Raw genomic sequence first — 23,279 nt, 5'->3', positions numbered from 1 at the left:
TGGGGGACCGACCGAACCGAATAAGGAGCGTTGAGCGTGGCGGCATTGGCACGGTGGTGCTATGGGCACCGGCTGGTGGTCCTGTTGCTGTGGTTGGGGGCACTGTTCGGCCTGGGAGCGGCGAGTTCGGCCGCGGGCACGAACTACGCGAACGTCTTCTCCCTCCCGAACACGGACTCCACCACCGCGTACGACCTGATGGAGAAGGCCTTCCCGGAGCGCGCGGGCGACACCGACACAGTGGTGTGGAAGGTCGACGGGGACGGCGGGGCGAGCGTCCGGGACGAGTCCGTACGGTCCCGGATCGCGCCCGCGCTGGAGGAGATCGGGCGGATGAAGGGGGTCGGTGAGGTCACCGACCCGTACGCGGCGCAGGGGGCCGCGCAGATCAGCCGGGACGGGCGGATCGCGTACGCCCAGATCACCTTCACCGAGCAGGCGAACGCCATCCCGAAGGAGCTGATCGAGGACGTCGTCGACACGGCGCAGGCCGCCGAACGCGACGGACTCCAGGTTGAGCTGGGCGGCCAGGCGATCGCCCGCACTCAGGAACCGCCGCAGGGCACGGCGGAGGCGGTCGGCATCCTCGCCGCCTCGGTCGTGCTGTTCCTCGCGTTCGGCTCGCTCTTCGCGATGCTGCTGCCGATCGTCGTGGCGCTCGCGGGCGTCGGCACCGGCCTGATCGGGACGATGCTGCTCAGCCATGTCACGGATGTGCCCGAAGTGGCCCCGCTGCTCGGCTCGTTGATCGGCCTCGGCGTCGGTATCGACTACGCCCTGTTCATCGTGACCCGGCACCGGCGCGGCATCCTGCGGGGGATGAAGCCGGAGGAGTCGGCGGTGACGGCCCTCAACACCTCCGGTCGCGCGGTGCTGTTCGCGGGCGGCACGGTGTGCATCGCGCTCGCCGGCATGCTGGTGATGAACATGCGGTTCCTGGACGGCGTGGTCGTCGCGACCTCCCTGACGGTCGTCCTGAGCGTGCTGGCCGCGGTCACCCTGCTGCCCGCCCTTCTCGGCCTGCTCGGCATGCGCGTCCTCAGCCGGCGTCAGCGGCGCCGGCTCGTCGCGGCGGGACCGGAGCCGGAGGAGGCGAGCGGCCTCGCGGCGCGCTGGTCGGCGTACGTCCAAAGGCGCCCGCGTCGGCTAGCGGCGCTGGCCGTCGTGGTCATGGCGGTCCTGGCGATCCCCGTGCTGTCGCTCCGTCTCGGCGCCACCGACCAGGGCAACCACCAGGAATCGACCACCACCCGGCAGGCCTACGACCTGCTCGCCGAGGGCTTCGGGCCCGGCTTCAACGGCCCCCTCCAGGTGGTCGTCGAGGGCGACGCCCCCGCCGGACTGGTCGACGGCATCCGGGCGACCGAGGGCGTCGCCCAGGTGGCCGCCGTGCCGCCCGCGAACGGCGTCACGGTCATCCAGGTCGTACCGACCACATCACCCCAGTCCGAGCAGACGGACCGGCTGATCGACCGCCTGCGCGACGACGTGATCCCGCAGTCCGGGGCCGAGGCCCATGTCGGCGGAGTGACGGCGGTCTTCAAGGACTTCGCCTCGGTGACCGGTGATCGCCTGCCGTACTTCGTCGCGACGATCATCGCGCTCGGCTTCCTGCTGCTGATGGTGGCCTTCCGCTCGCTGGTTGTCCCGCTGACGGCGGCCCTGATGAACCTCATCGCCGCGGCGGCGTCCTTCGGCGTCCTGGTGGCGATCTTCCAGTGGGGATGGGGCACCGAGCTGATCGGCGTCGGCAAGGAGGGCCCGATCACGTCGTTCCTGCCGGTCATCATGCTGTCCCTGCTGTTCGGCCTCTCCATGGACTACCAGGTGTTCCTGGTGAGCCGTATGCACGAGGAGTGGGTGCACACGAAGGACAACGCGCGCGCGGTCCGCGTCGGCCTCGCCGAGACCAGCCGGGTCATCAACTCGGCCGCCCTGATCATGATCTGCGTGTTCAGCGCGTTCGTGCTGAGCGGCGACATGGAGGGCGCGATGGCGGGCATCGGCCTCGCCGCCGCCGTCGCGCTGGACGCGTTCATCCTGCGTACGGCCCTGGTGCCGGCCGCGATGCACCTGCTCGGCACCTCCAACTGGTGGCTGCCGGACTGGCTGGAGAAGCGGCTGCCGCACCTGGCGGTCGAGCCGAAGGAGGAGGCGGCGGCGCCTGCGGCCGAGGAGGAGCCGGCCGCGGCGGGCCGGGCCTCGGTCGTGCACGGCTACGTCCGCACAGCCGACGGTGAGCCCGTCGACGGGGCGGCGGTGACGCTGCTGACGAAGGGCGGGCGCCAGGTGGACCGGGTGACGTCGCTGGCGGACGGCTCGTACATCGTGTCCGTGCCGACGCCGGGGGCGTATCTGCTGGCGACGACCGCCCCGTCGTACGGGTCGCGGGCGGGGCAGGTCGTCGTGGCGGACGGGCCGCTCGTGCACGACGTCGAGCTGGCCGAGGGCGAGGTGGACGCCGCGCCGCGCGGGGGTGGCGTCAACTGACCGGCGCGGAAGGAACTTCAGGGGCGCTCGTCCTCGGCGGGCGCCTCTTCGCCCTGCGTCTTGCTCTGCGTTCTGCCCTGCGTCTTGCCCTTCGTCCTGTCCTTCGCCGGGTCCGGCAGCGCGTTCGTCATGCCGGGCAGGAAGTCCGTGAACAGCTCGTGCACGTCGCGCACGAGCGGCCGCAGCACCCGGAACCGTGCCAGCGCCACACCCCGGGCGGTCAGCCGGGCGGACCGCTCGGCCAGCCGATAACTGCGCTCGCGCCCCTCGGTCCGGTCGAAGATCCAGTACAGGACGAGCCCCATCTGGCCGAGCCACATCATCTCGGGCAGTACGTCCCGGAGCTCCTCGGGCACCTTGGTCTTCGCCGAGCCCGCAAGCACCTGCCGGTGGAGGTCGATGGCCTCCTCGCGCGCGTGCTCCGACTCGGCGGAGAACGGGCTGAGCGGGCTGTCGGGATCGGCGGCGTTCTTGAAGAACTGCACCGCGAACTCGTGGTACGGCGTGGCGATGTCCAGCCACACCTTCAGCACGCCCGCGAGCCGCGCCTCCAGGTCGGTCTCGCGGGCCAGGACGTCCCGGACCGCCGCTCGGTGCTCGGCGGCGATCCGGTCGTAGAAGCCCTGGATCAGGTGTTCCTTGCCCGCGAAGTAGTAGTACGCGTTGCCGACGGAGACCCCGGCCTCCTGGGCGATCGCCCGCATCGTCGTCTTGTCGTAGCCGCGCTCCTGGAACAGCCGCATGGCCGTCTCCAGGATGAGCGCACGGGTCTGCTCGGACTTGCTGGGCGCATCGCCCTGTTCAGGGCTGTCGTTCTTCGAGGGCACGGAAAGAGAGCCTAACGAGTGGCGTTTCGGCCGCCGGTCAGGAGGCCTGTGCCGCCTGGTAGAGGTTCTGGGCGTCGGCGCCGAAGTGCGGGCCGTACATCCGGTTCGGCAGGAAGTTGTACTTGAAGCTGTTCACCGAGGACAGCAGGCCGGTGCCCGTGGCCTCGTTGAACTGCGTGAACCAGGGGCCGCCGCTGGAGCCGCCGGTCATGTTGCAGTTCATGCCGTGGTCGTCGGACAGCAGGAAGTCCCGGTTGGTGTTGCCGCTGCAGTAGATGAACTTCTCGCCGTCGTACGGGGCGGCGGCCGGGAAGCCGAACGCGTACATGCGCAGGTTGTAGCCGGTGTTGAAGGCCAGTCCCTGTCCGCCGACGACGTCGGTGAGCAGTCTGCCGTCCAGCGGGGCGACGACCGCCGCGCCGACGTCGTAGTTAATGTCCTCGCTCGCCGTCCACTGCGGGGTGGACAGGGTCTTCGACGCGGTCCAGCGGCCATGGGGGGCCTGGCCGTCGTGGTAGCCGGGTACGAAGACCCAGTTGGTGTGCCAGGCGCCCTCCAGCTTCACGCAGTGGCCCGCCGTGATCACGGTGCTCTTGTTGGCGCTGGTGACGGCGTTGCCGGAGCAGGAGGCCGTACGCCCCTGGTACGTGAAGAACACGCGGCCCGCGGTGGATACGACCGCTCCGCCGCCGGTCCACTGGCCGCCGCCGTTCGGGAAGGCCAGGAGGCCGATGTCGGAGGCGGTGCGGTCGGCCGGGGTGGTGGGCGCGATGGTCGTCGCCCTGCCCTTGCGGGGCGCCGAGCCGCCGTCTACGTGCCCGTTCACGGTCACCAGGTCGAGCGGGGCGGCCGCGCGCATCCGTTCCGATGTCCAGAACTCACGGGCCTGCTGCTGTGCGCCGGCCGAGACCGAGCGGACGTCGGCCGGGGTGTCCGGCCTCGGCGCGGCGCCCGCGGGTGTGGCGAGGGCGCCGGCGGTGAGCAGCGCGGTGACGCCGACCAGGGCGTCGAGGAGGGGGCGGGGTATGCGGGTGACGCGGGGTATGCCTCTCACGCGTACTCCTTCTGCGATGGGGGGACCGGGCGGCCCGATGGGCGCCGCCCGGCGGACGACAGACAGTCGGTGCGAGTGCGCAGTGGTGAACCGGGACGCAGAGTGCCAACCCCGGGCCGGTTTTGGAAGGGCGCATGCCAAACCGGTGACCCAAAACGTGCCGTTCAGGACGAGTTGGGCTCGCTCGGTACCCGCCTCATCGCGTGGCGCAGGTGCCGCTCTCGCAGCCCGGCGGCGCGTACGTCCAGCCCCGGCTCGTGTCGTACGACCACCCGTCCGTGCGCCGATAGGTACGCCCGCCCTGGCGTGTCGCGTCCCACTGCGCCCCTCGCCACTTGGCGGCCGCGAGCACGGCCCCCTTGGCGAGCCGTGCCCCCGACGGAGTGCTGAGGCGATGCGCGAGCGGCCGGTGCTCGCGCAGGGCCCACAGGGTGACGATCCAGGCGGCGCCGCCCCGGTAGACCTGCCCCGCGTCGCCGACCACGGTGATCTCGGCGAGGGTGGCGCTGTGGTCGAGCCCGGGGTAGCGCCGCCGGGCCTCGTCGGACCCGGCGGCCACGAAGTCCAGCGGCACCAGCTGAGGCTGCCGTACGAGCCAGTCGTGCAGGAAGGTGCACAGGGAGCACTGAGCGTCGTAGAGGACGGTCAGGCGGCGGACCGGAGCACCGGGCATGCCGGTCGCGACGCGGTCCGCCACCGCGTCCGTCCTGCCGGTCGCCTCGCCGGGCATCCGCTCACGCCCCGGCCGGCGGAGCGACCCAGTCCTGCGGTGCGACCGGCGGCGTCTGCTCCCGCTCCATGACCCCGCGCCGCCGGATCTTGTTGAGCACGTAGACGTTGCCCAGGTGCATCACGCCGAGCACCAGGAGCACCACGCCGAGCTTGGTCGACAGGGCCTCGAAGACCCCGCGGATGTTCACGACGGTGTCGTCGTCGCTCAGGTACAGGGCGACGAAGCCGAGGTTGACGAGGTAGAAGCCGACCACCAGCAGGTGGTTCACGGCGTCGGCGAGCTTCTCGTTCCCGCGCAGCACGTCGGCGAGGAAGATCCGTCCGTTGCGGCTGAGCGTGCGGGCCACCCAGATGGTCAGGGCGATGCTGACGACCAGGTAGATGACGTAGGCGATGACCGTGCGGTCCATGACGCCTCCCCCTCCTTGAACACGTTCAAAATGCTGACAGTGAAGACTCTAGAGCTGTCTTTGAACGTGTTCAACTCGTTTGCGTGAGGCCTGCGTCACGCGTCTGCGTTACGTGTCTGCGTCACGCGCCTGTGTCACGCCGACGGCGGGCGTCCGGCAGGGAGTCCGTCAGCCCGCCGTGGCTTCGGTCAGGGCCTGCGCCCGAGCATCGGCCGCTTGGTGTAGTCCGTGAACCCGACGACGTTCCCCCAGGGGTCGGCGATCTCGACGGTCCAGCCGGTGGCCACGGAGGCGGGCTCGTCGAGCAGCACCATGCCCACCGCGGTCAACGCCCGCGCCGCCGCGCGCGCGTCCGGCACCTCCAGCCACACGCGCGTGGTGGGCCAGGTCGGCTGCCGGTATCCCAGCCCCTCCTCCGTGCGGAGCAGGATCCCGGGCGTCTCGCCGCCGACCTTCAGCCCTGCGATCCCGGCCTCGTCGAGCCGGAACCCGACGGCGAACCCGGCGCGCTCGTAGAACGCGAGGGCCTCGCCGAGGTCGCCGACCGGAAGCAGCACGTTGTCGAACCCGAGCAGTTCGTACGACTCGTCATCTGACATACCGTCAGGGTAAGGCGATGATCGGCCGGAACCGGTGATTGTCAGTGCCGGCTCGTACTGTCGGCGTCATGGGAATCGTGACGTTCGTCGACGAGACGACAAGCGGGGGCCGCAGCGACGGCTGGGGGATCGAGATCGCCGAGGAGCGTCTCACCGTGCGCGAGTTGATCCGGCGCCGGGTGTTCCAGGAGGTCGCCGAGTACAACGCGCGCACGCCGGAGGTCTTCCAGGGCCTGGTGCAGCCGCAGGACACGGAGCGCGTGCTGAACGGCTATGCGGTGCGCACCCGCCGCCGGATAGACCCCGAAGCCCAGACCGAGCAGGCGCTCAAGGCCTTCGCCGGCAATGGATTCCTTGTGCTGGTCGGCGACCGTCAGGTCACCGAGCTCGACGACGAGATCGAGCTCGGGCTCGGCACCGAGATCACGTTCCTGAAGCTCGTGGCGCTGGTGGGTGGCTGATGGTCGCTTCGACGCCGGAACACGCGGCACTGGTCGGCGAGGCCCTCGACCTGATCGAGGCCGAGGACGCCGAGCGGCTCGTCCCCGAACTGCTCGGGCTGTTCGAGATGACCGACGGCAAGTGGCGCCGCGACGGCCACAACGTCGCCGAGGCGGTCTATGCCGCGGACACCGCCTTCCAGGCGCGGCTCCTGCACGGGCTGGCCGCCCGGTACCACGAGCTGGAGCCCGGCGCGGCCGGGCGCCGCCACATCGTGGACCTGCTCAACAGCTTCCGGATGCTGCGGGCCGCCGCCGAGGGACAGCCGCCCGTCACACGCGCCGCGCTGATCGGCCTGATCGCCGACCAGGACGTGCATCACGACCCGAGCGGGCTGGTCCGGCTCGCCGATCAGGAACTCGCCGACGGGCGGGAGCTGTCCGGCGAGTTCGTCGCCGTGATCCGCCGCTCGTATCTGACGGTGTGGAACGGCAAGAAGCGCCTGGGGGACCTGGTCGCACGGCTCGACGGCCCGCCGGTGAACCCGGGCGAGACATGGTCCGACCGGGCCCTCGCGGAGGTGGCCGAGCTCGGCGACGACTGGCGGCGACTGCTCGCCCACGCGGCCACGGCGACCAGCGCCCGCCCGTCCGCGAAGTGGGACCGGACCGGCCGGGCCCTGATCGCGGCACTCGACGCCGACGAGGTGCGGGAGCGGCTGCTGTCCTGGCTGCGGCTCGCGGGCAGGCCGCGCACCGGCCTCCTGCTCGAACCGCGCTACGGCCCGAACCCCAACGCCACCTACGACCCGTACAACGCCGACGCCCTGCGTGGCCTCGCCTGGCTTCTCTCCCTCCTGCCCGCACACCCGGAGACCGCCCGCACCCTGGGCGCTCTCGTCGAGACCGCCCTGCGCAAGGTCGCAGGTCTCGGACCGGTGAACCCCAAGGTCGCCAACGCCGCCGTAATCGCGCTGGGCCGCATCGACGCCGAGCCGGCCCTCGCCGAACTCGCCCGCCTGGCCGCCCGCGTCACCTTCAAGGGCACGCTCAAGGTCCTCAACACAGCTCTGGACGCCCGCGCGGAGGCGATGGGCCTGAGCCGGGAGGAGATCGAGGAACTGGCCGTACCGGGGTACGGCCTGACAGAGGTCGGCCGCGCGGAGCACCGGCTCGGCGAGGCCACGGCGCTGCTGGAGGTCCGCGGCGCCAAGGCGGTGTTGAGCTGGCGCAACGCGGGCGGCAAGGCCGTCAGGAGCGTCCCCGCCGCCGTACGCCGCGACCATCCCGAGGAGCTCAAGGAGCTGAAGGCCGCGGTCAAGGACATCGACAAGATGCTGTCGGCCCAGAGCGAGCGCCTGGACCGCCAGTTCCTGTCGCGCCGCACCTGGCCGTACGCCGCCTGGCGCGAGCGCTACCTCGACCACTCCCTGGTCGGCACGCTCGCGCGCCGCCTGCTCTGGACGGTCGACGGCACGACCGTCGGGTACGCCGACGGCGAGCTGCGGACCCTGGCCGACGCACCGGTGGCCGAGGGCGGCCGCGTCGAGCTGTGGCACCCGGTCGGCCACGAGCCCGCCGAGATCGTCGCCTGGCGGGACTGGCTGGAGCGGCACGGCATCACGCAGCCCTTCAAGCAGGCCCACCGCGAGGTGTACCTGCTCACGGACGCCGAGGGCGTGACGGGGACGTACTCCAACCGCTTCGCCGCGCACTTCCTTCGCCAGCACCAGTTCCACTCGCTGGCGGCGATCCGTGGCTGGAACAACAAGCTGCGCCTGGCCGTCGACGACGAGGCACCGCCTGCCACTCGCGAGCTGCCCCAATGGGGGCTGCGCGCCGAGTACTGGATCGAGGGCGACGGCGGCGAGCACTACGAGGACATCACCGACTCCGGCAGCTTCCTGCGCCTGCGCACGGACCAGGTCCGCTTCTACCCGATCGACGCCCCGCAGAACTGGGCGCACTGCGACGGCGGCGAGTACCGCATGTGGCTGCGCGACGGCGCGGACCCGGTCGACCCGCTGCCCCTGACCGACGTCCCGCCCCTGGTCCTCTCCGAAGTCCTGCGCGACGTCGACCTGTTCGTCGGCGTGGCGAGCGTCGGCAACGACCCGACCTGGCAGGACGGCGGCCCCGGCGGCCGCTTCCGCGAGTACTGGACGTCTTACGGCTTCGGCGAACTGGGCGCGAGCGCCGAGACCCGCCGGGCCCTGCTGGAACGCCTGGTCCCGAGACTGGCCATCGCCGACCGCTGCACGATCGAGGGCCGCTTCCTGCACGTGAAGGGCGACCGCCACACCTACAAGATCCACCTCGGCTCGGGCAACATCCTCAGAACCCCGAACGACCAGTACCTCTGCATCGTCCCGAAGTCCAACCCTTCGGCGCCGCAGGGGGGGTACCTGCCGTACGAGGGCGATCGCATGCTCGGCGTCATCCTCAGCAAGGCGGTCATGCTGGCGGACGACGGGAGCATCACGGATCCGACGATCCTGAGCCAGCTGTAGGCCATTCCTTTCAGTGGCAGCGCGACCCAGCCGAAAACAGCAGAGGGCCCCGTTCCCGAAGTGACGGAAACGGGGCCCTGATGTGGACCTGGGAGGGTCAGAAGCGCCGTGTGATCAGCGCCTTCTTGACCTCCGCGATCGCCTTCGTGACCTCAATGCCGCGCGGGCACGCGTCCGTGCAGTTGAACGTCGTGCGGCAGCGCCACACGCCGTCCTTGTCGTTGAGGATCTCCAGGCGCTGCTCGCCGGCCTCGTCGCGCGAGTCGAAGATGAAGCGGTGCGCGTTGACGATGGCGGCGGGGCCGAAGTACTGGCCGTCGTTCCAGAACACCGGGCACGAGGACGTGCAGGCGGCGCAGAGGATGCACTTCGTCGTGTCGTCGAAGCGCTCACGGTCCTCGGCCGTCTGGAAGCGCTCGCGCGTCGGCTCGTTCGTGTCCTTCGTGATGAGGAAGGGCATGACGTCGCGGTACGCCTGGAAGAACGGCTCCATGTCGACCACGAGGTCCTTCAGCACCGTCAGGCCCTTGATGGGCTCGACCGTGATCGGCTTCTCGGGGTTGATGTCCTTGATCAGCGTCTTGCAGGCGAGACGGTTCTTGCCGTTGATCCGCATCGCGTCCGAGCCGCAGATGCCGTGGGCGCACGAGCGGCGGAAGGTCAGCGTGCCGTCGATCTCCCACTTGATCTTGTGGAGGCCGTCGAGGACGCGCTCCTTCGGGTCGATCTCCAGCTCGAAGTCTTCCCACACAGCCTCTGCGGAGACTTCCGGGTTGAAGCGGCGGACCCGGAACGTGACCGTGATGTACGGGGAGTCCGCGGACTCCGCCTCGACCTTGTCCATAACGGGGGTTGCCATCAGTACTTACGCTCCATCGGCTGGTAGCGGGTCTGGACGACCGGCTTGTAGTCGAGACGAATGGACTCCGTGCCGTCGTCGCCGACCTCGCGGTACGCCATGGTGTGGCGCATGAAGTTGACGTCGTCGCGGTTCGGGTAGTCCTCGCGGTAGTGACCGCCGCGGGACTCCTTGCGGGCCAGGGCCGAAACCGCCATGACCTCGGCGAGGTCCAGGAGGTTGCCGAGCTCGATGGCCTCCAGCAGGTCCGTGTTGAACCGCTTGCCCTTGTCCTGGATCGAGACGTTCTTGTAGCGCTCGCGCAGCTCCGCGATCTTCTCGACGGCCGTCTTGATCGTCTGCTCGGTGCGGAACACCATGACGTTGGCGTCCATGGTCTCCTGCAGCTCCTTGCGGAGCGCGGCCACCCGCTCGGTGCCGGTCGAGGTGCGCAGGCGCTCCACCTGGCTGACCACCAGCTCCGCCGGGTTCTCCGGCAGCTCGACGTAGTCGGCCTTCTGGCTGTACTCCGCCGCGGCGATGCCGGCCCGGCGGCCGAACACGTTGATGTCCAGGAGGCTGTTCGTGCCCAGCCGGTTCGCGCCGTGGACGGACACGCAGGCGACCTCGCCGGCCGCGTACAGGCCCGGGACCACCGTCGTGTTGTCGCTCAGGACCTCACCCTCGACGTTCGTCGGGATGCCGCCCATCGCGTAGTGCGCGGTGGGCTGGATCGGGATCGGGTCCGTGTACGGCTCGATACCGAGGTACGTGCGGGCGAACTCCGTGATGTCGGGCAGCTTCGCGTCCAGCTGCTCCGGCGGGAGGTGCGTGAGGTCCAGGTAGACGTGGTCGCCCTCGGGACCACAGCCACGGCCCTCGCGGATCTCCGTGTAGATGGAGCGCGAGACGACGTCTCGGGACGCGAGGTCCTTCATGACCGGCGCGTACTTCTCCATGAAGCGCTCGCCGTCCTTGTTGCGGAGGATGCCGCCCTCACCACGGGCGCCCTCCGTCAGCAGGATGCCCATGCGCCAGATGCCGGTCGGGTGGAACTGGAAGAACTCCATGTCCTCCAGCGGGAGGCCGCGACGGTAGACCGCCGCCTGGCCGTCGCCGGTCAGCGTGTGCGCGTTCGACGTCACCTTGAAGAACTTGCCGGTGCCGCCGGACGCGTAGATCACGGCCTTCGCCTGGAAGACGTGGATCTCGCCGGTCGCCAGTTCGTAGGCGACCACACCGGCGGACCGCTTGACGCCGTCCACCTCGGTGATCAGCTGGTCGAGGACGTAGAACTCGTTGAAGAACTCCACGCCCTCCTTGACGCAGTTCTGGTACAGCGTCTGGAGGATCATGTGGCCGGTGCGGTCGGCCGCGTAGCAGGACCGGCGGACCGGGGCCTCGCCGTGGTTACGGCTGTGACCGCCGAAGCGGCGCTGGTCGATGGTGCCGTTCGGGGTGCGGTTGAACGGCAGGCCCATCTTCTCCAGGTCGAGGACCGAGTCGATGGCCTCCTTCGCCAGGATCTCGGCGGCGTCCTGGTCGACCAGGTAGTCACCGCCCTTGACCGTGTCGAAGGTGTGCCACTCCCAGTTGTCCTCCTCCACGTTGGCGAGCGCTGCGGCCATGCCGCCCTGCGCTGCGCCCGTGTGGGAGCGGGTCGGGTAGAGCTTCGTCAGCACGGCGGTACGGCTGCGCTTCGTCGACTCGATGGCCGCGCGCATACCGGCGCCACCGGCGCCGACGATGACGGTGTCGTACTTGTGGATCTTCATGGTGGTTGCCTCAGCCCCGTGCCTAGCGGATGTTCGGGTCGAAGGTGAAGATCACCAGCGTGCCCAGCAGGATGGTGAACACCGTGGCGGTGTAGAGCAGGCCCTTCAGCCACAGCCGGGTGTTCGCGCGCTCCGCGTAGTCGTTGATGACCGTGCGCAGGCCGTTGGCGCCGTGCAGCATGGCGAGCCACAGCATCAGCAGGTCCCAGACCTGCCAGAACGGGGACGCCCAGCGGCCCGCGACGAACGCGAAGCCGATCTTGGACACGCCGCCGTCCAGCACGAGCTGGATCAGCAGGTGGCCGATGACCAGGACGACCAGCACGACGCCGGACAGGCGCATGAACAGCCAGGCCGCCATCTCGAAGTTGCCCCGAGTGGACTTCGGGGTCTTCTTGGTGCGCTGGCGCGGGGCCTCGATGTAGGGGGCCGGATTGTCGACGTTGTAGAGGGACTCGCCCTCGACCGGGCCGATACCGGTGGCGGTCTTCTCAGTGGTGGACATACGCGTCAGCTCCCGAACAGTTCACGAGCGGCGTGGCCGAGGACGGGGTAGATCGCCCCGAGCATCAGCACGACCCACAGGCCGACGACGGACCACAGCATCTGCTTCTGGTAGCGAGCGCCCTTCGACCAGAAGTCGACGGCGATGACGCGCAGGCCGTTGAGCGCGTGGAAGAGGATGGCGGCCACGAGGCCGTACTCCAGCAGCGCGACGATCGGGGTCTTGTACGTGGCTACGACCTTGTCGTAGTCCTCGGGAGAGACGCGGACGAGAGCGGTGTCCAGCACGTGAACGAACAGGAAGAAGAAAATGAGGACGCCGGTGACTCGATGAGCCACCCAGGACCACATTCCTTCCCGGCCGCGGTACAGCGTTCCAGCCGGCACGGAAGTTCCTCCGGGAGCGGGGATTGGGGCCGCGCCGGCTTGTGCTGTCGGTCGGGCCCGGCCGGGTACGGTCCACCGGCCCTCAGCATCGTATCCACGTGGCGCCGCGCGGCTGAGCGGGGGGCTGGGTATGTGATCAAAGTGGCACGCGGATGGGGTATTGGCGGCCAATGGGATGGAACATTCGGTTATCGGCCGAGTGGGGAGCCGTTGGGGCTGGTCGCGCGCCCGCGCGGCCCTGGCGGCACGTCGACTACAGCCCCGCGCCCCTGAGGGAATGCAGCAGCCGCCCCTTCGCCAGGCGGCGCAGTTCCTCTGCCGCGACGACCCGCTCCTCCTCCGGATCGTTCGCCAAACGTGACCGGATTCCTGCCAGGACCTGGTCCAGGGCCTCGTTCGGCGGCAGGTTGTCCACGCAGATCACGAACGCGTGGCCGAATTTCGCCTCATATGCGGCATGTGCGGCGCTGAGTGCCGTATGGGCCGCTGCGTACACACCCTCCGGCAGCACCGGCAACGTTTCTCCTGCCAGGGCTTCGGCCAGATCGCCCGGAGCCAGGTCGTAGGCCGCCTCGTCGGACGCGGCCAGCAGGGAGTCGACGTCGGGGTACGGGCGGTGGTCGGCGAGGCGGTCGGCCCAACGGGGGCTGTGCAGGCAGGTCAGGAGGGTGTGCCGGACCTCGTCGGCGGGGGCAGCGTTGAACGCCACCAGCGCGTCCGCGGACGGTGGAGTGCGGGTCTGCTCGGGCAGCGACGGTATGGCGACTCGGCCAGGAAGGTGTGTGGGCGTCACGTGGTTTCGACAGAAGATTTTGGGGGAGGAGTGGCGCCACGTTACCGAGTGTGGACGTGAGGTGTCCGACGGATGCCCGAATTTCAGTCGAACGGGAGAGTTTCGGAACGCTCGCTGGACGGCCCGTCGGACGGCGGGCCGAGCCCAAAGGGCCTAGGTTGGCGATGTGAGCCAGCACAAGCACAGGCGCCGGGCACCGGCCGGGAGGGCGCTGAAGCAGACGTGGGTGCTGATCGTCGCGGTGGTCCTCGTGACGGTCGGGGCCGGGGTGGGCATCGGACTCCTGGCCACCGGCGACGACGGATCGTCGGCCCGGTCGGAGCAGCGGCGGTCGGGGCCGGGCACCGGCGAGGCCGCCTCGTCCTCCACCCCGAGAGGGGCGGCTCCGACTCCTACGCCAACCCGGTCGTATCCGCTCTCGAAGGCCCCCAGCACCATTCCGTCCGTGACCTCCCACACCGCCGCCCGTGGGCCCGGGTGGCGTCCCGCGCAGAGTGCGCGGGTCGTCGTGAGCGACGCGGACCTGGCCGACGAGGGCCGGCTCATCGCCGGTGAGCTGGGGCTGAAGTACGCCGGTGAGAAGGACGACGTGCAGGCCGGGGACGTGCGGCTGGCTCTGAACGACGACGAGGGCGCGGACCCTGAGTCGTACGCCATGACCGTGCGCGGCGGGCGGGTGACCATCAGCGGGCCCGGTGAGGCGGGGGTCTTCTACGGGACCCGGACGCTCAAGCAGGAGGTCCTCGACGGGGGTACGGCGCCGGAGGGCGTCGTACGGGACGAGCCCGCCAAGCCGGTGCGCGGGTTCATGCTCGACATGGCGCGCAAGTTCTTCACCGCGGACTGGATCGAGGACCGGGTGCGGGAGCTCGGCGACCTGAAGTACAACCAGCTGGGGCTGCACTTCTCCGACGACCAGGGTTTCCGCATCGAGTCCACGTCGCATCCCGAGATCGTGTCCCAGCAGCACCTGACCAAGGCCCAGGTCCAGAAGATCGTCAAGCTGGCCCAGAGCCGGCACATCCAGATCGTGCCCGAGATCGACTCGCCGGGGCATCTGGGAGCGGTCATCGCCGCGCACCCCGATCTTCAGCTGCGCAATGTCAACGGCGTGGCGACCCGGGGCGCCATCGACATCTCCAAGCCCGAGTCCGCCGAGATCGTCGACGACCTGCTCGACGAGTACGCCGGCCTCTTCCCCGGCAACCAGTGGCACCTCGGCGGCGACGAGTACCAGGCGCTGGTCGTCTCGAATCCCGAGGCGTCCTACCCGCAGCTCGCCGCCGCCGCCCGCAAGGCCTACGGCTCCGGCGCCACCGTCGCCGACCTCGCCACGGGGTGGCTCAACGGCCGCGCCGCCACCGTCCGCGCCGACGACCGCACGCCGCGGGCGTGGAACGACGGCTTCTTCCGGGGCACCTCCGTGCAGCCGGACAAGGACATCCAGGTGGCGTACTGGACGGGCAAGGAGATCGGCGCCCGGGCGCCGGTCGAGTACCTGAGCACGGGCCGGAAGGTCATCAACTACAACGACGAGTTCCTCTACTACGTGCTCGGGGAGCCGCAGACCTTCGTCTATCCGACGGGGCAGCGGATCTACGAGCAGTGGACACCGCGGGTCCTGCGCGGCACGACGGCCGTGCCGGCCAAGTACGACGGCCAGATCCTCGGCGGGTCCTTCGCCGTGTGGTGCGATCTGGCGAACTCGCAGACGCAGGCCCAGGTCGCGGCCGGAATCCGGATGCCGCTGCGGGCGACGGTGCAGAAGCTGTGGGACGCGGGTGCGCCGGAACTGTCCTGGGCGGAGTTCAGGGCGCTCGCCGACCGGCTGGACTGAGCCGCGGATTTGGCCGATACGGCTGCGAACCCCCGTGCGACTGTGGTGTATTCGGCCCGAGCCGTACCGAACAGCCAGGGGGAACCGAAAATGGGGTACTGGGGGTACTTCGTCGTGGGCCGCGGCGAGCGGCCGCTGGCGGAGCTGGACGCGCTGGCGGGCGCCGAGGGGATGACCCTGCGGGCCCAGGCGCCCGGCGGGTGGCAGGTGTGGGAGTACCCGAGCGGCGGCGCCGACGTCGGGAGCATGAACGCCCTGGCCCTGGAGACCGGGGCGCCCGCGCTCTTCGGCTACGTCATGGACAGCGACTGCGTGGTGGTGGAGGCGGGGGCGCCGGAGAGCGGGGCGTGGACGACCTGTCTGGCGCGGGGCGCGATGGCCGGGTACCTCGGCGCCGGAAGCGAGGGGCTCACGCTGGAGGACTACTTCCTCGAGCCCCCGGACGCCGCCGAACGGGCCGTCGCCTGGGCCGCCGAGGCCGGGCACGAGGTGAACGCCGAGTCCGTCGTCGACGTACTCACCGCTGATGCGGACCCAATGGCCGAAAACCTCTTCTTCCGGTTGCTCGACCGGCTCGGCGTCGTGCCGCTGTGACACTCCCGGGCCGTTGCGCGCAGTAAGGGGAAGTGCGGGCTCCGTAAAGGACGGTGCCCGCCAGGGTTCTGTGCGGGGACCCCGACCCTCAGGAAAGACCCGCTTAGGGAGGCGTGGATGAGCCTGGTGGAATTGATCGCTCAGGCCGACGAACGCGGACTGGCCGCCAGCGGGTTGGCTTGTTTGGATCGGTGCGTTCCGCTGCTCGGCGGTGACGACGAGGTGCTGCGGCCGCTGTGGGCGAACCTCGCGGACGGCGGGGACTCCGCCGCGTGGGGTGAACTGCTGGAGCAGGTACGCGGGAAGCTGGGCGTCGCCGACGTCATGGACGACGCGGACGTCGAGGACGAGGCCGCCCTGCTCGCCCGGCGGATGCTGGCCGCGGCCCCGGCCGTACGGTCCGCCGCCGAGGCACGCATCTGGGCCGACGCCTGCTCCGTCGCCTCATTGCAGATCCACCGGCTCCTCGACCCCGCGGAGGACGACGCGTCCTCGGCCGGCGTCCTCCCCGAGGCGCTCAGCTCGGCCCGCGCGGAGGGGACTACGGCCGAGGGCCGTACGCAGGGCATGTCGCCGCTCGTCGCCGCGGAACTGCGCCGCCAGATCAGCGTCCTGGAGATCCTGGCCGGGCATGGCGCGAACGGGTTGCGCCGGGCGCTGGAGGTGTCGACGGAGGGGCGGCGGGTGTTGCGGGCGGTGGTCTCCCGGCGTGCGCGGACGCTCCGCGGATAGCTCCGTGGACAGCTCCGCGGGTGGTGCCGGGCGCCTGAGGGAGTGCCGCGGGGGGTTGTCGGGCGGGTGCGGGTGCGTGGGGGCTGGGCGCGCAGTTCCCCGCGACCCTTGAGGCGTTGCAGGACTCCTGCCTTCATCGCAGGAGGCACTTCACCACCGCGTCGCCGTACTTTGCGGTTCGGGTGTAGAAGGCCGTCAGGTCGCGGTGGGCCGCCGCGAGGATGGAGTGCACTTCCGGTTCGGGAGGGGCTGTGGCAGGTAGTGCGCGCCACAGCGTCTCGAAGCCGGTCGATCCGAGGTAGTCGGCCACGCGGGTGACTTGTGCCGCGGTGAGGATCAGGAACGGCGGGTGTTCCGGCACCGGGTGGGTCACCGGCCGGCCGCCCAGGACCACGTCGGCCTGCGGCCCGTCCTGGGCCTGCCCCGCGTAGAGGGCGTGCTGGTCGGCGTACCGCTGGTCCAGCATCTCGTCGAGGTGCCGGTCGAGCCGTCGGCGCACGGTGTCCCAGTCGTCCTCGAACAGGCGCTGGAACCAGGTCGCGCTGTTGCGCAGTGCCGGAGGCGGCACCGCTCGGAGATGGAAGTACAGGCTCATCAGTGACTGAAGCGCACGGGGGCTGCGAAGCGTCACTCCCGGGTAAACCTCGTTCCTGGGGGAGTCGTGTGACTGTCATGGGAGCGAGCTGGGGCGGTCCTGCACCGGTCCGGGGAAGTCGCCGGATCCGGGTGACGAATCCCAGTTCAGGCACGCTTTCCAGGGTGTGACGACTCAGCAGGAAACCAGGCCCGCAGCCGCCACCAGGCCGGTGCGGTGGGCGGCGGACGCGGTGGCGACGATGCGCGAGGGGGCGCGGCTGCGACTCGACTACTCGGCGCAGAGCCTGTGGCGGGTCGACCGGATGATCGAGGAGCTGCGCCGGGAGCGGACGCCGTATCCCGCCGTGGAGAACACGCTGCGCGGTCTCGGCGCGTACGCCGGTGAGGTGATCGCCCGTCAGACCGGCGCCGAGTGGTGGGCGACGGGGGGCGACCATTGGATCCGTACGCCCGATGGGCGGCTGTGGGATCCGATCGACGAGGCGCGGCGGTGCTTCGCCGGCGACGGGTCGCTGCGATTGCTGTGCCGGGACGCCGTACAGCTGTAGGCGGGAGTGGCGGTGGCCCGGCCGGGGCTGCGTGAACGGGCGGCGCCCCGGCCGGGTCCGAGGGGGCGTCAGCTCGCCCAGACCTCCGCCTCGTCGGCCGGGACGGTGGTGGCCAGGCCCAGTTCCTTGCGGGCGGCGACCGTCTTCTTCGGATCGATGCCGGTGAAGGCCGAGTCGTAGGCGATGTAGAACGTGTCCGTGTCGGCGGCGCTCGCGGCCTTCCTCCACTGCTCGGCCGTCTTGGTCAGGTCGGCGCGCAGCTTGCCGACCTCCGCGCCGTCGATGCCCTTCATGCCCTTGACATGCGCGTCGAGGGCGGCCGCCACGGCCTTGGCCTGTGCCTTGTAGCCGTCGAAGTCCGCCTCGACGGTGTCCTTCTCGGACTGGTTGGCCCAGAGCGCGTCGTAGACGCCGTTCGAACCGTTCAGGTACGCGGTCTGCTCGGGCTTGAGGGACTTCGCGTTCAGCGCACCGGTGAAGGTGCCCGACTCCTTGGTGTAGCTGCAGCTCACGGCGCGGTCGCCGGTCGCCCAGCTCTCCTTGGTCGGGGTGTAGTGCAGGAGGGCGACGCCCTTGGGGAGCGCCCAGGTGTCCGGGGCGAACTTCCCGGCCTCGGCCGGGCATCGCTCGTCGGCGATGGCGGCGATCGCGTCGTCGCCGGGGTACTTCGACCCTTCCTCGATCTTGAAGTCGCCGACGACCTGACCCGTGTGCGCCTCGGCGCAGGGCACGATCTCGACGAGGATCTCCGTGCCTTCGCCCTTGTTGTTCGGGTTGTAGCAGTCCCCGACGTTCAGCGAGAACACCGATCTCTGGCGGGCCACCTTCTTCGCGCCGTCCTTGGCACTGTCGACGGCATCCGTGACGTCCGAGCACCCCACCGCGCCGATCGCGAGCAGGGCGACGACGGAAGGTATGCCGCGAAGGGAGCGAAAGGGGCTACGAACTGACATGGCGTTACATCCTCTTATGTGAACTTTATGCGGATCGCGCGCATCGTATGTCATCCCTGTGACGGGGCTGTGCGCAGGTCGCGGCGACTGTGACTTCCGATGAGCGGCAATGGTTGTAGCGACCAGTCACGTGTACGGCCCCTGTGACACTTCTGTGAGGCCGGGCGCTGTTGACCGTGGAGGGGCGTGGGCAAGGGTGGCCGCACCGCGGGGTGCGAATCCGCCGCGAACCGGTACGGACGAGGACAGTTCTTGGGCCAGGGAGGGGAACCCCGCCGCGGACACGCGCACGACGGGGAGTTGAGCGCGGCCGTCGCGCGGGCTCAGGAAGGTGACGAGGCCGCCTTCGCGGTCGCGTACCGGCTGGTGCAGCCGGGACTGCTCGGGTACCTGCGCGGGCTGGTCGGGGACGACGCGGAGGACGTGGCGTCCGACGCCTGGCTGGAGATCGCCCGGGACCTCGGCCGGTTCAGGGGTGACGGCGCCGGGTTCCGGGGTTGGAGCGCGACCATCGGCAGGCACCGGGCGCTGGATCATCTGCGCCGGCAGAAGGTACGGCCCCGGTCGTCGGCGCTGGAGCACGACGTACTGGACCTGCCCGGTCCGCAGAACACGCACGACCAGGCCCTGGAGTCGATCTCCACCGAGCATGCCCTCCAACTGGTCCGCGGGCTGCCGAAGGACCAGGCCGAGGCCGTACTGCTCCGGGTCGTCGTCGGCCTCGACGCCCCCGCCGCCGCACGCGTCCTCGGCAAGCGCCCGGGCGCGGTCCGGACGGCCGCCTACCGGGGGCTGAAGCGCCTGTCCGAGCAGCTCGGCGTCGCAGGTGTGACGGATGACGGCCCTCGGACGCTGGGGGAATCGAAATGAACAGTGAGGGTGCCGGCGGCTGACGGGCGGCGCTGCGGCGCATCGCGCATCGGTACGACGGCGGTACGGCAGTACTGCGTCACGGCGCTTCGATGAGGCGAGGCGGCGGGCGCGGTGAGTCGTACGGGGCGTGACGGACGTACAGGCTCTAAGGAGCTCGTAAGCCGCAGCGGTCACAACAGTCACAGCGGTCGGACCGTCACGGCTGTAACAGCGGACGCACGGGCGGCCGGCGGTCACGTGGGCGTGGGGCCCACGCAGGTCGCAGCGGTTGCGCAGCCAAAGGGCGGCACAGCCCAACCAAGCAGGTCGGACAGGGACGGGAAGACGGACATGGGTGAACGGCAGAGCGGCGGCGGAGAACCCGGCCGTCGGCGTGCGCACCCTGACGACCGGGCCCGGGGTCACGGCTCCGGCCCGGCAGTGGCCCTCGACGACGCCGAACTGGAGGCGCTGCTCTCCGCCGCAGTACTGCGCGGGCACCGCGTGGACACCGAGGGCGAGCAGCGTGCCGTGGCCGCGTTCCGCGCCGCCCGTGCCGCGGGGGCACACCGGGCACGCACCCGGCGCCGGGACGACTGGCGGCCGTGCGAGCCGCGCCGGCTGGCGCTGTCGGTGAAGACCACGCTCTCCCTGTTCGTCGCGAGCCTCACGCTGGGCGGCGTGGCGGCCGCCGCGATCGGCTCGTCCGACTCGTCGAAGGCCCCCGGCGAGGGCAGGGCCAGGCCCACCCCGGCGGCCGGCGCCTCCGACGGGCCGGCCGCCGCGCACCGCTCCGCGGCGCCCGAAGGCACCTCCGCCAAGCCCGCCCACCCGACCACCGCCCAGGACACCGAGGCCGAGTGCCGCGCGTACGACCAGGTCAAGGAGCGTGGCAACGCCCTGGACTCGACGGCCTGGCAGCGGCTCATCGCGGCGGCGGGCGGTGCGGACAGGGTGGCCGTGTACTGCGTCGAGCAGTTGGCGGGGGCGAAGGGCGGGCCGACGAACGGGCCCAAGAACAAGTCCGACGGGGGCGGCGCCACCGGCAATGGCCAGAGCCAGGACCCGGCCGACAACGGCAGGTCCGGCAAGAGCGCCGAGAAAAAGGACTGACTCCGCACCGAGGCGACGGCCGGGGTGGCCACCCCTGGCCTGCGGGAGGACCGTGACCGCGTGTCAGTAGCCGATCGTGAATCGGCGCTGCACGTATCGAGGCAACTCCACCTCGTCGACCAGGGCCACAGCCGCGTCCTCCATGGAGATGCGGCTGCGCCCGTCCGCGTCCACCACCAGTTGATCGTCCCCGAGGCGGAATCGGCCGGTGCGCCGGCCCGGGAAGATCTCCTTGGCAGGGCTGAAGTAGGTCCACCGCCGATTCGAAAGGCGTAGCACGTCAAGGGCGTCCCGGTGGCCGCGCACTGCGGCGGCGTACTCCCGGGGGAGCCCGAGTTCGTCGAGGGTCGCGTGCAGGAGTTCGTCGGAGTCGGCCAGGACGCGACCGGGCTCGACTTCCAGACTGCCGACGCCGCCGATGACCACGAGGCGGGTGCGGGGGTGGCTCTCCATTGCTGTCAGCAGGGCCCGGGCCGCGGTGGAGAAGAGGGTGGGTTCGGCTATGGAACGCTGCACGGCGCCGGCCAGGTCCTTGGCGGCGTTCCCGGGCTGGAACCCGCTGATCAGGACGTCCAGTCCCGGCAGGATCGCGGCGATGCTGTCCGCGTTCAGTACGTCGACGCTCTTCCACTCGATGTCGCCCCGGCCCACCACGTCACCGGGCTTCTCGCTGATCAGCGAGGCATCGCGGGTCAGCGCCGTGACGCGGTGTCCCCGGCCGAGAGCTTCTGTGACGACCCGGCTTCCGATACCGCCGGTGGCGCCGATGACTCCGATGTGCATGGTTGTCCCTTCGATCCCGTGGTGCTGAGGTCGTGAGTGGGTCTGGCGGGGCAACCATATGGCCGGGTTTGCTGATGGGCTCTCAAGTCCGATGCTGCGCACGCTCCTGACGGAGCTGAGGGTTTCGGCAGCACGGAATGGGTGTCGGAGGGCCGAAAGGCTTTCAACACGTTTACACAATCCCTGCTCAGCATACTGACGACGGTCGCGGGACCGTGGCGGTCGGGGGACCGATCTCGCCAGCCGCCTTTCCGGCTCGTGTTCTTTTCACTCACTTCGACATCACGCCTGACAAGAAGAGGGATGCTCACGATGTCATCACCCTCATCAGCCGGAGTCTCGCCGCGGGCAGGGGCCCGCGAGTGGCTCGGCTTGGGAATCCTGGCCCTACCAACCCTGCTGTTGGCGCTGGACATGAGCGTCCTGTACCTGGCGGTGCCTCATCTCGGGGCGGACCTGCTGCCGAGCACCTCGCAGCTGCTGTGGATCATGGACATCTACGGGTTCATGATCGCGGGCTTCCTGGTCACCATGGGGACGCTGGGTGACCGGATCGGCCGCCGAAAGCTGCTGCTCATCGGCGCGGCCGCGTTCGGCGCCGCGTCGGTCCTGGCCGCGTACGCCCCCAGCGCGGAGCTGCTGATCCTCGCCCGAGCCCTCCTCGGTATCGCGGGCGCCACGCTTATGCCGTCCACGCTCGCGCTGATCAGCGTCATGTTCCAGGACGCCAAACAGCGCGGCAGCGCCATCGGCGTCTGGATGATGTGCTTCTCCGCGGGTACGGCCATCGGCCCGCTGGTCGGCGGCCTGCTGCTGGACAGCTTCTGGTGGGGCTCGGTCTTCCTGATCGGTGTTCCGGTCATGCTCGTGCTGCTGGTGGCCGGACCCGTCCTGCTCCCGGAGTACCGGGATCCGGACGGCGGGCGCATCGACCTGGGCAGCGTCGTGCTGTCCCTGCTTGCGGTGCTGCCGGTCATCTACGGCATCAAGCGGTTCGCGGAGGAGGGCGTCGACCCGCAGAGCCTCGCCGGGATCCTCGTCGGTCTGTTCTTCGGCGTCGTTTTCGTGCGCCGGCAGCGAAAGCTGGACGAGCCGCTGATCGACCTGAACCTGTTCTCGCACCGCGCGTTCAGCGTCTCCCTGATCGTGCTGCTGCTCAGCATGGCGACGGTCGGCGGGACGGTGCTCTTCTACACGCAGTTCCTGCAGTCCGTCGAGGGCATGTCGCCCATCAAGGCGGGTCTGTGGATGCTGCCCTCCGCGATCGGCATGATCATGGGCTCGATGGCCACCCCGGCGCTCGCCGCCCGACTGGCCCCGCGTGTGGTGGTCGGCATCGGCATGGGCATCTCGGCCGTCGGCTACCTGCTGCTGACGCAGGTGGACAGCGTGTCCGGACTGCCCGTGCTCATCACCGGCGTCACCGTCGCGTTCGTCGGTACGAGCTCGGTCCTGGTACTCGGTACCGATCTCGTGGTGGGTTCGGCGCCGCCGGAGAAGGCCGGCTCGGCCGCCTCGCTGTCGGAGGCCAGCTCCGAGTTCGGCATCGCGTTCGGTGTCGCCACCATCGGCACCATCGGCACCGCCGTCTACCGAAGCGGAATCGAGGACGCCGTTCCGTCCGGCCTGGATGCCTCAGCGGCGGAGGACGTGCGCGACTCGATGGCCGGTGCGGCGGATGCCGCCGCCAACATGCCCGAGCTGCTTGCCGCGGCACGCGACGCGTTCGCGGACGGACTCAATGTCAGCGCCGGCATCAACGCGGCCATCGCCGCCGTGCTGGCCGTACTCGCTCTCGTGGTGCTCAAGACCACCGGGCAGGGCGGCGAGGACCTCGCGGAGACCACGGACCCACAAGAGAGCCCGTCCGCGGATGTCGCTTCCGTGGGGGACAGCCGGGCTTGATCGCCC

The 23,279-nt window shown here is 70.2% G+C and carries 23 protein-coding genes; 10 read left to right on the top strand and 13 right to left on the bottom strand.

Features of this window, described 5'->3' with window-relative positions; genetic code table 11:
* Positions 1 to 45 precede the first annotated feature (45 nt).
* Positions 46 to 2,490, top strand: a complete 2,445-nt coding sequence (locus tag OHT51_RS16810; protein ID WP_328884347.1) for an MMPL family transporter — start codon at positions 46 to 48, stop codon at positions 2,488 to 2,490.
* 17 nt (positions 2,491 to 2,507) lie between these two features.
* Here the strand turns inward: OHT51_RS16810 and OHT51_RS16805 are convergent, their stop codons facing one another.
* The 5 genes from OHT51_RS16805 to OHT51_RS16785 form a co-directional block, all read right to left on the bottom strand.
* Positions 2,508 to 3,317 carry a TetR/AcrR family transcriptional regulator gene (locus OHT51_RS16805; RefSeq protein WP_328879765.1) on the bottom strand — a complete coding sequence of 270 codons (810 nt, stop codon included), beginning with the start codon at positions 3,315 to 3,317 and terminating at the stop codon, positions 2,508 to 2,510.
* Positions 3,318 to 3,354: 37 nt separating this feature from the next.
* A complete protein-coding gene (locus tag OHT51_RS16800) occupies positions 3,355 to 4,371 on the bottom strand; it encodes a trypsin-like serine peptidase (protein ID WP_328879764.1) in 1,017 nt (338 codons plus the stop codon).
* Between the two features lie 196 nt (positions 4,372 to 4,567).
* Positions 4,568 to 5,044, bottom strand: coding sequence for a thiol-disulfide oxidoreductase DCC family protein (locus OHT51_RS16795; RefSeq protein WP_328884346.1), 477 nt, complete (start codon positions 5,042 to 5,044; stop codon positions 4,568 to 4,570).
* Positions 5,045 to 5,105: 61 nt separating this feature from the next.
* The gene (locus OHT51_RS16790) at positions 5,106 to 5,513 is read right to left on the bottom strand and encodes a hypothetical protein (protein ID WP_328879763.1); all 408 of its coding nucleotides are present in this window, start codon (positions 5,511 to 5,513) and stop codon (positions 5,106 to 5,108) included.
* A 188-nt stretch (positions 5,514 to 5,701) separates the two neighbouring features.
* Positions 5,702 to 6,112: a VOC family protein gene (locus OHT51_RS16785; RefSeq protein ID WP_328879762.1), complete on the bottom strand. Its 411-nt coding sequence runs from the start codon at positions 6,110 to 6,112 to the stop codon at positions 5,702 to 5,704.
* Between the two features lie 68 nt (positions 6,113 to 6,180).
* On the opposite strand from OHT51_RS16785, the gene OHT51_RS16780 reads away from it, so the two are divergent.
* A complete protein-coding gene (locus OHT51_RS16780; RefSeq protein WP_328879761.1) occupies positions 6,181 to 6,573 on the top strand; it encodes a hypothetical protein in 393 nt (130 codons plus the stop codon).
* Complete coding sequence (locus tag OHT51_RS16775; RefSeq protein WP_328879760.1) at positions 6,573 to 9,062, top strand: DUF4132 domain-containing protein; 2,490 nt, start codon at positions 6,573 to 6,575, stop codon at positions 9,060 to 9,062. Before OHT51_RS16780 ends, OHT51_RS16775 begins: the two co-directional genes overlap by 1 nt.
* A gap of 97 nt (positions 9,063 to 9,159) precedes the next feature.
* On the opposite strand, the gene OHT51_RS16770 is transcribed toward OHT51_RS16775, so the two are convergent.
* The 5 genes from OHT51_RS16770 to OHT51_RS16750 all read right to left on the bottom strand — a co-directional run bounded on the left by OHT51_RS16770 (position 9,160) and on the right by OHT51_RS16750 (position 13,359).
* Entirely contained in the window at positions 9,160 to 9,921 is a 762-nt protein-coding gene (locus OHT51_RS16770; protein WP_328879759.1) for a succinate dehydrogenase iron-sulfur subunit, read from the bottom strand.
* Positions 9,921 to 11,675 carry a succinate dehydrogenase flavoprotein subunit gene (gene sdhA / locus OHT51_RS16765; RefSeq protein WP_328879758.1) on the bottom strand — a complete coding sequence of 585 codons (1,755 nt, stop codon included), beginning with the start codon at positions 11,673 to 11,675 and terminating at the stop codon, positions 9,921 to 9,923. The genes OHT51_RS16770 and sdhA overlap by 1 nt, the downstream gene beginning before the upstream one ends.
* 22 nt (positions 11,676 to 11,697) lie before the next feature.
* A complete protein-coding gene (locus OHT51_RS16760; RefSeq protein ID WP_328879757.1) occupies positions 11,698 to 12,180 on the bottom strand; it encodes a succinate dehydrogenase hydrophobic membrane anchor subunit in 483 nt (160 codons plus the stop codon).
* A 5-nt stretch (positions 12,181 to 12,185) separates the two neighbouring features.
* Entirely contained in the window at positions 12,186 to 12,566 is a 381-nt protein-coding gene (gene sdhC / locus OHT51_RS16755) for a succinate dehydrogenase, cytochrome b556 subunit (protein WP_328879756.1), read from the bottom strand.
* Between the two features lie 253 nt (positions 12,567 to 12,819).
* A complete protein-coding gene (locus OHT51_RS16750) occupies positions 12,820 to 13,359 on the bottom strand; it encodes a 2-oxo-4-hydroxy-4-carboxy-5-ureidoimidazoline decarboxylase (RefSeq protein ID WP_328879755.1) in 540 nt (179 codons plus the stop codon).
* Between the two features lie 226 nt (positions 13,360 to 13,585).
* On the opposite strand from OHT51_RS16750, the gene OHT51_RS16745 reads away from it, so the two are divergent.
* From OHT51_RS16745 to OHT51_RS16735, 3 genes are all read left to right on the top strand, one after another.
* The gene (locus tag OHT51_RS16745) at positions 13,586 to 15,196 is read left to right on the top strand and encodes a beta-N-acetylhexosaminidase (protein ID WP_328884345.1); all 1,611 of its coding nucleotides are present in this window, start codon (positions 13,586 to 13,588) and stop codon (positions 15,194 to 15,196) included.
* Positions 15,197 to 15,286: 90 nt separating this feature from the next.
* A complete protein-coding gene (locus OHT51_RS16740; RefSeq protein WP_328879754.1) occupies positions 15,287 to 15,790 on the top strand; it encodes a hypothetical protein in 504 nt (167 codons plus the stop codon).
* 117 nt (positions 15,791 to 15,907) lie between these two features.
* A complete protein-coding gene (locus OHT51_RS16735; RefSeq protein WP_328879753.1) occupies positions 15,908 to 16,522 on the top strand; it encodes a hypothetical protein in 615 nt (204 codons plus the stop codon).
* A gap of 133 nt (positions 16,523 to 16,655) precedes the next feature.
* Here the strand turns inward: OHT51_RS16735 and OHT51_RS16730 are convergent, their stop codons facing one another.
* Complete coding sequence (locus tag OHT51_RS16730) at positions 16,656 to 17,117, bottom strand: DUF1877 family protein (protein ID WP_328879752.1); 462 nt, start codon at positions 17,115 to 17,117, stop codon at positions 16,656 to 16,658.
* 166 nt (positions 17,118 to 17,283) lie between these two features.
* Here OHT51_RS16730 and OHT51_RS16725 point away from each other — a divergent pair, with 166 nt between their 5' ends.
* The gene (locus OHT51_RS16725) at positions 17,284 to 17,667 is read left to right on the top strand and encodes a hypothetical protein (protein WP_328879751.1); all 384 of its coding nucleotides are present in this window, start codon (positions 17,284 to 17,286) and stop codon (positions 17,665 to 17,667) included.
* Positions 17,668 to 17,735: 68 nt separating this feature from the next.
* Here the strand turns inward: OHT51_RS16725 and OHT51_RS16720 are convergent, their stop codons facing one another.
* Positions 17,736 to 18,620, bottom strand: coding sequence for a septum formation family protein (locus OHT51_RS16720; protein ID WP_328879750.1), 885 nt, complete (start codon positions 18,618 to 18,620; stop codon positions 17,736 to 17,738).
* A gap of 252 nt (positions 18,621 to 18,872) precedes the next feature.
* Here OHT51_RS16720 and OHT51_RS16715 point away from each other — a divergent pair, with 252 nt between their 5' ends.
* On the top strand, positions 18,873 to 19,490 hold the full coding sequence (locus OHT51_RS16715; protein ID WP_328879749.1) for an RNA polymerase sigma factor: 618 nt from the start codon (positions 18,873 to 18,875) through the stop codon (positions 19,488 to 19,490).
* 333 nt (positions 19,491 to 19,823) lie between these two features.
* Positions 19,824 to 20,585, top strand: a complete 762-nt coding sequence (locus OHT51_RS16710; RefSeq protein WP_328879748.1) for a hypothetical protein — start codon at positions 19,824 to 19,826, stop codon at positions 20,583 to 20,585.
* Between the two features lie 63 nt (positions 20,586 to 20,648).
* Here the strand turns inward: OHT51_RS16710 and OHT51_RS16705 are convergent, their stop codons facing one another.
* Entirely contained in the window at positions 20,649 to 21,368 is a 720-nt protein-coding gene (locus OHT51_RS16705; RefSeq protein WP_328879747.1) for an NAD(P)-dependent oxidoreductase, read from the bottom strand.
* A 312-nt stretch (positions 21,369 to 21,680) separates the two neighbouring features.
* On the opposite strand from OHT51_RS16705, the gene OHT51_RS16700 reads away from it, so the two are divergent.
* Positions 21,681 to 23,273 (top strand): MFS transporter, encoded by a 1,593-nt coding sequence (locus OHT51_RS16700; protein ID WP_443052495.1) that lies wholly within the window; start codon positions 21,681 to 21,683, stop codon positions 23,271 to 23,273.
* The last annotated feature ends 6 nt before the right edge of the window (positions 23,274 to 23,279 follow it).

The sequence above is a fragment of the Streptomyces sp. NBC_00299 genome (assembly GCF_036173045.1).
In the GTDB taxonomy this organism is placed as follows: Bacteria; Actinomycetota; Actinomycetes; order Streptomycetales; family Streptomycetaceae; genus Streptomyces; species Streptomyces machairae.
Note: the sequence above shows the minus strand (reverse complement) of the source record. Positions and strands in the feature narration are given on the sequence as shown.

Excerpts from the sequence above, each read along its gene's own strand:
- OHT51_RS16795 (WP_328884346.1), bottom strand. The coding sequence starts at position 5,044 with ATGCCCGGTGCTCCGGTCCGCCGCCTGACCGTCCTCTACGACGCTCAG.
- OHT51_RS16790 (WP_328879763.1), bottom strand. The coding sequence starts at position 5,513 with ATGGACCGCACGGTCATCGCCTACGTCATCTACCTGGTCGTCAGCATC.
- OHT51_RS16785 (WP_328879762.1), bottom strand. The coding sequence starts at position 6,112 with ATGTCAGATGACGAGTCGTACGAACTGCTCGGGTTCGACAACGTGCTG.
- OHT51_RS16780 (WP_328879761.1), top strand. The coding sequence starts at position 6,181 with ATGGGAATCGTGACGTTCGTCGACGAGACGACAAGCGGGGGCCGCAGC.
- OHT51_RS16775 (WP_328879760.1), top strand. The coding sequence starts at position 6,573 with ATGGTCGCTTCGACGCCGGAACACGCGGCACTGGTCGGCGAGGCCCTC.
- OHT51_RS16770 (WP_328879759.1), bottom strand. The coding sequence starts at position 9,921 with ATGGCAACCCCCGTTATGGACAAGGTCGAGGCGGAGTCCGCGGACTCC.
- sdhA (WP_328879758.1), bottom strand. The coding sequence starts at position 11,675 with ATGAAGATCCACAAGTACGACACCGTCATCGTCGGCGCCGGTGGCGCC.
- OHT51_RS16760 (WP_328879757.1), bottom strand. The coding sequence starts at position 12,180 with ATGTCCACCACTGAGAAGACCGCCACCGGTATCGGCCCGGTCGAGGGC.
- OHT51_RS16740 (WP_328879754.1), top strand. The coding sequence starts at position 15,287 with ATGGGGTACTGGGGGTACTTCGTCGTGGGCCGCGGCGAGCGGCCGCTG.
- OHT51_RS16735 (WP_328879753.1), top strand. The coding sequence starts at position 15,908 with ATGAGCCTGGTGGAATTGATCGCTCAGGCCGACGAACGCGGACTGGCC.
- OHT51_RS16730 (WP_328879752.1), bottom strand. The coding sequence starts at position 17,117 with ATGAGCCTGTACTTCCATCTCCGAGCGGTGCCGCCTCCGGCACTGCGC.
- OHT51_RS16720 (WP_328879750.1), bottom strand. The coding sequence starts at position 18,620 with ATGTCAGTTCGTAGCCCCTTTCGCTCCCTTCGCGGCATACCTTCCGTC.
- OHT51_RS16710 (WP_328879748.1), top strand. The coding sequence starts at position 19,824 with ATGGGTGAACGGCAGAGCGGCGGCGGAGAACCCGGCCGTCGGCGTGCG.
- OHT51_RS16705 (WP_328879747.1), bottom strand. The coding sequence starts at position 21,368 with ATGCACATCGGAGTCATCGGCGCCACCGGCGGTATCGGAAGCCGGGTC.
- OHT51_RS16700 (WP_443052495.1), top strand. The coding sequence starts at position 21,681 with ATGTCATCACCCTCATCAGCCGGAGTCTCGCCGCGGGCAGGGGCCCGC.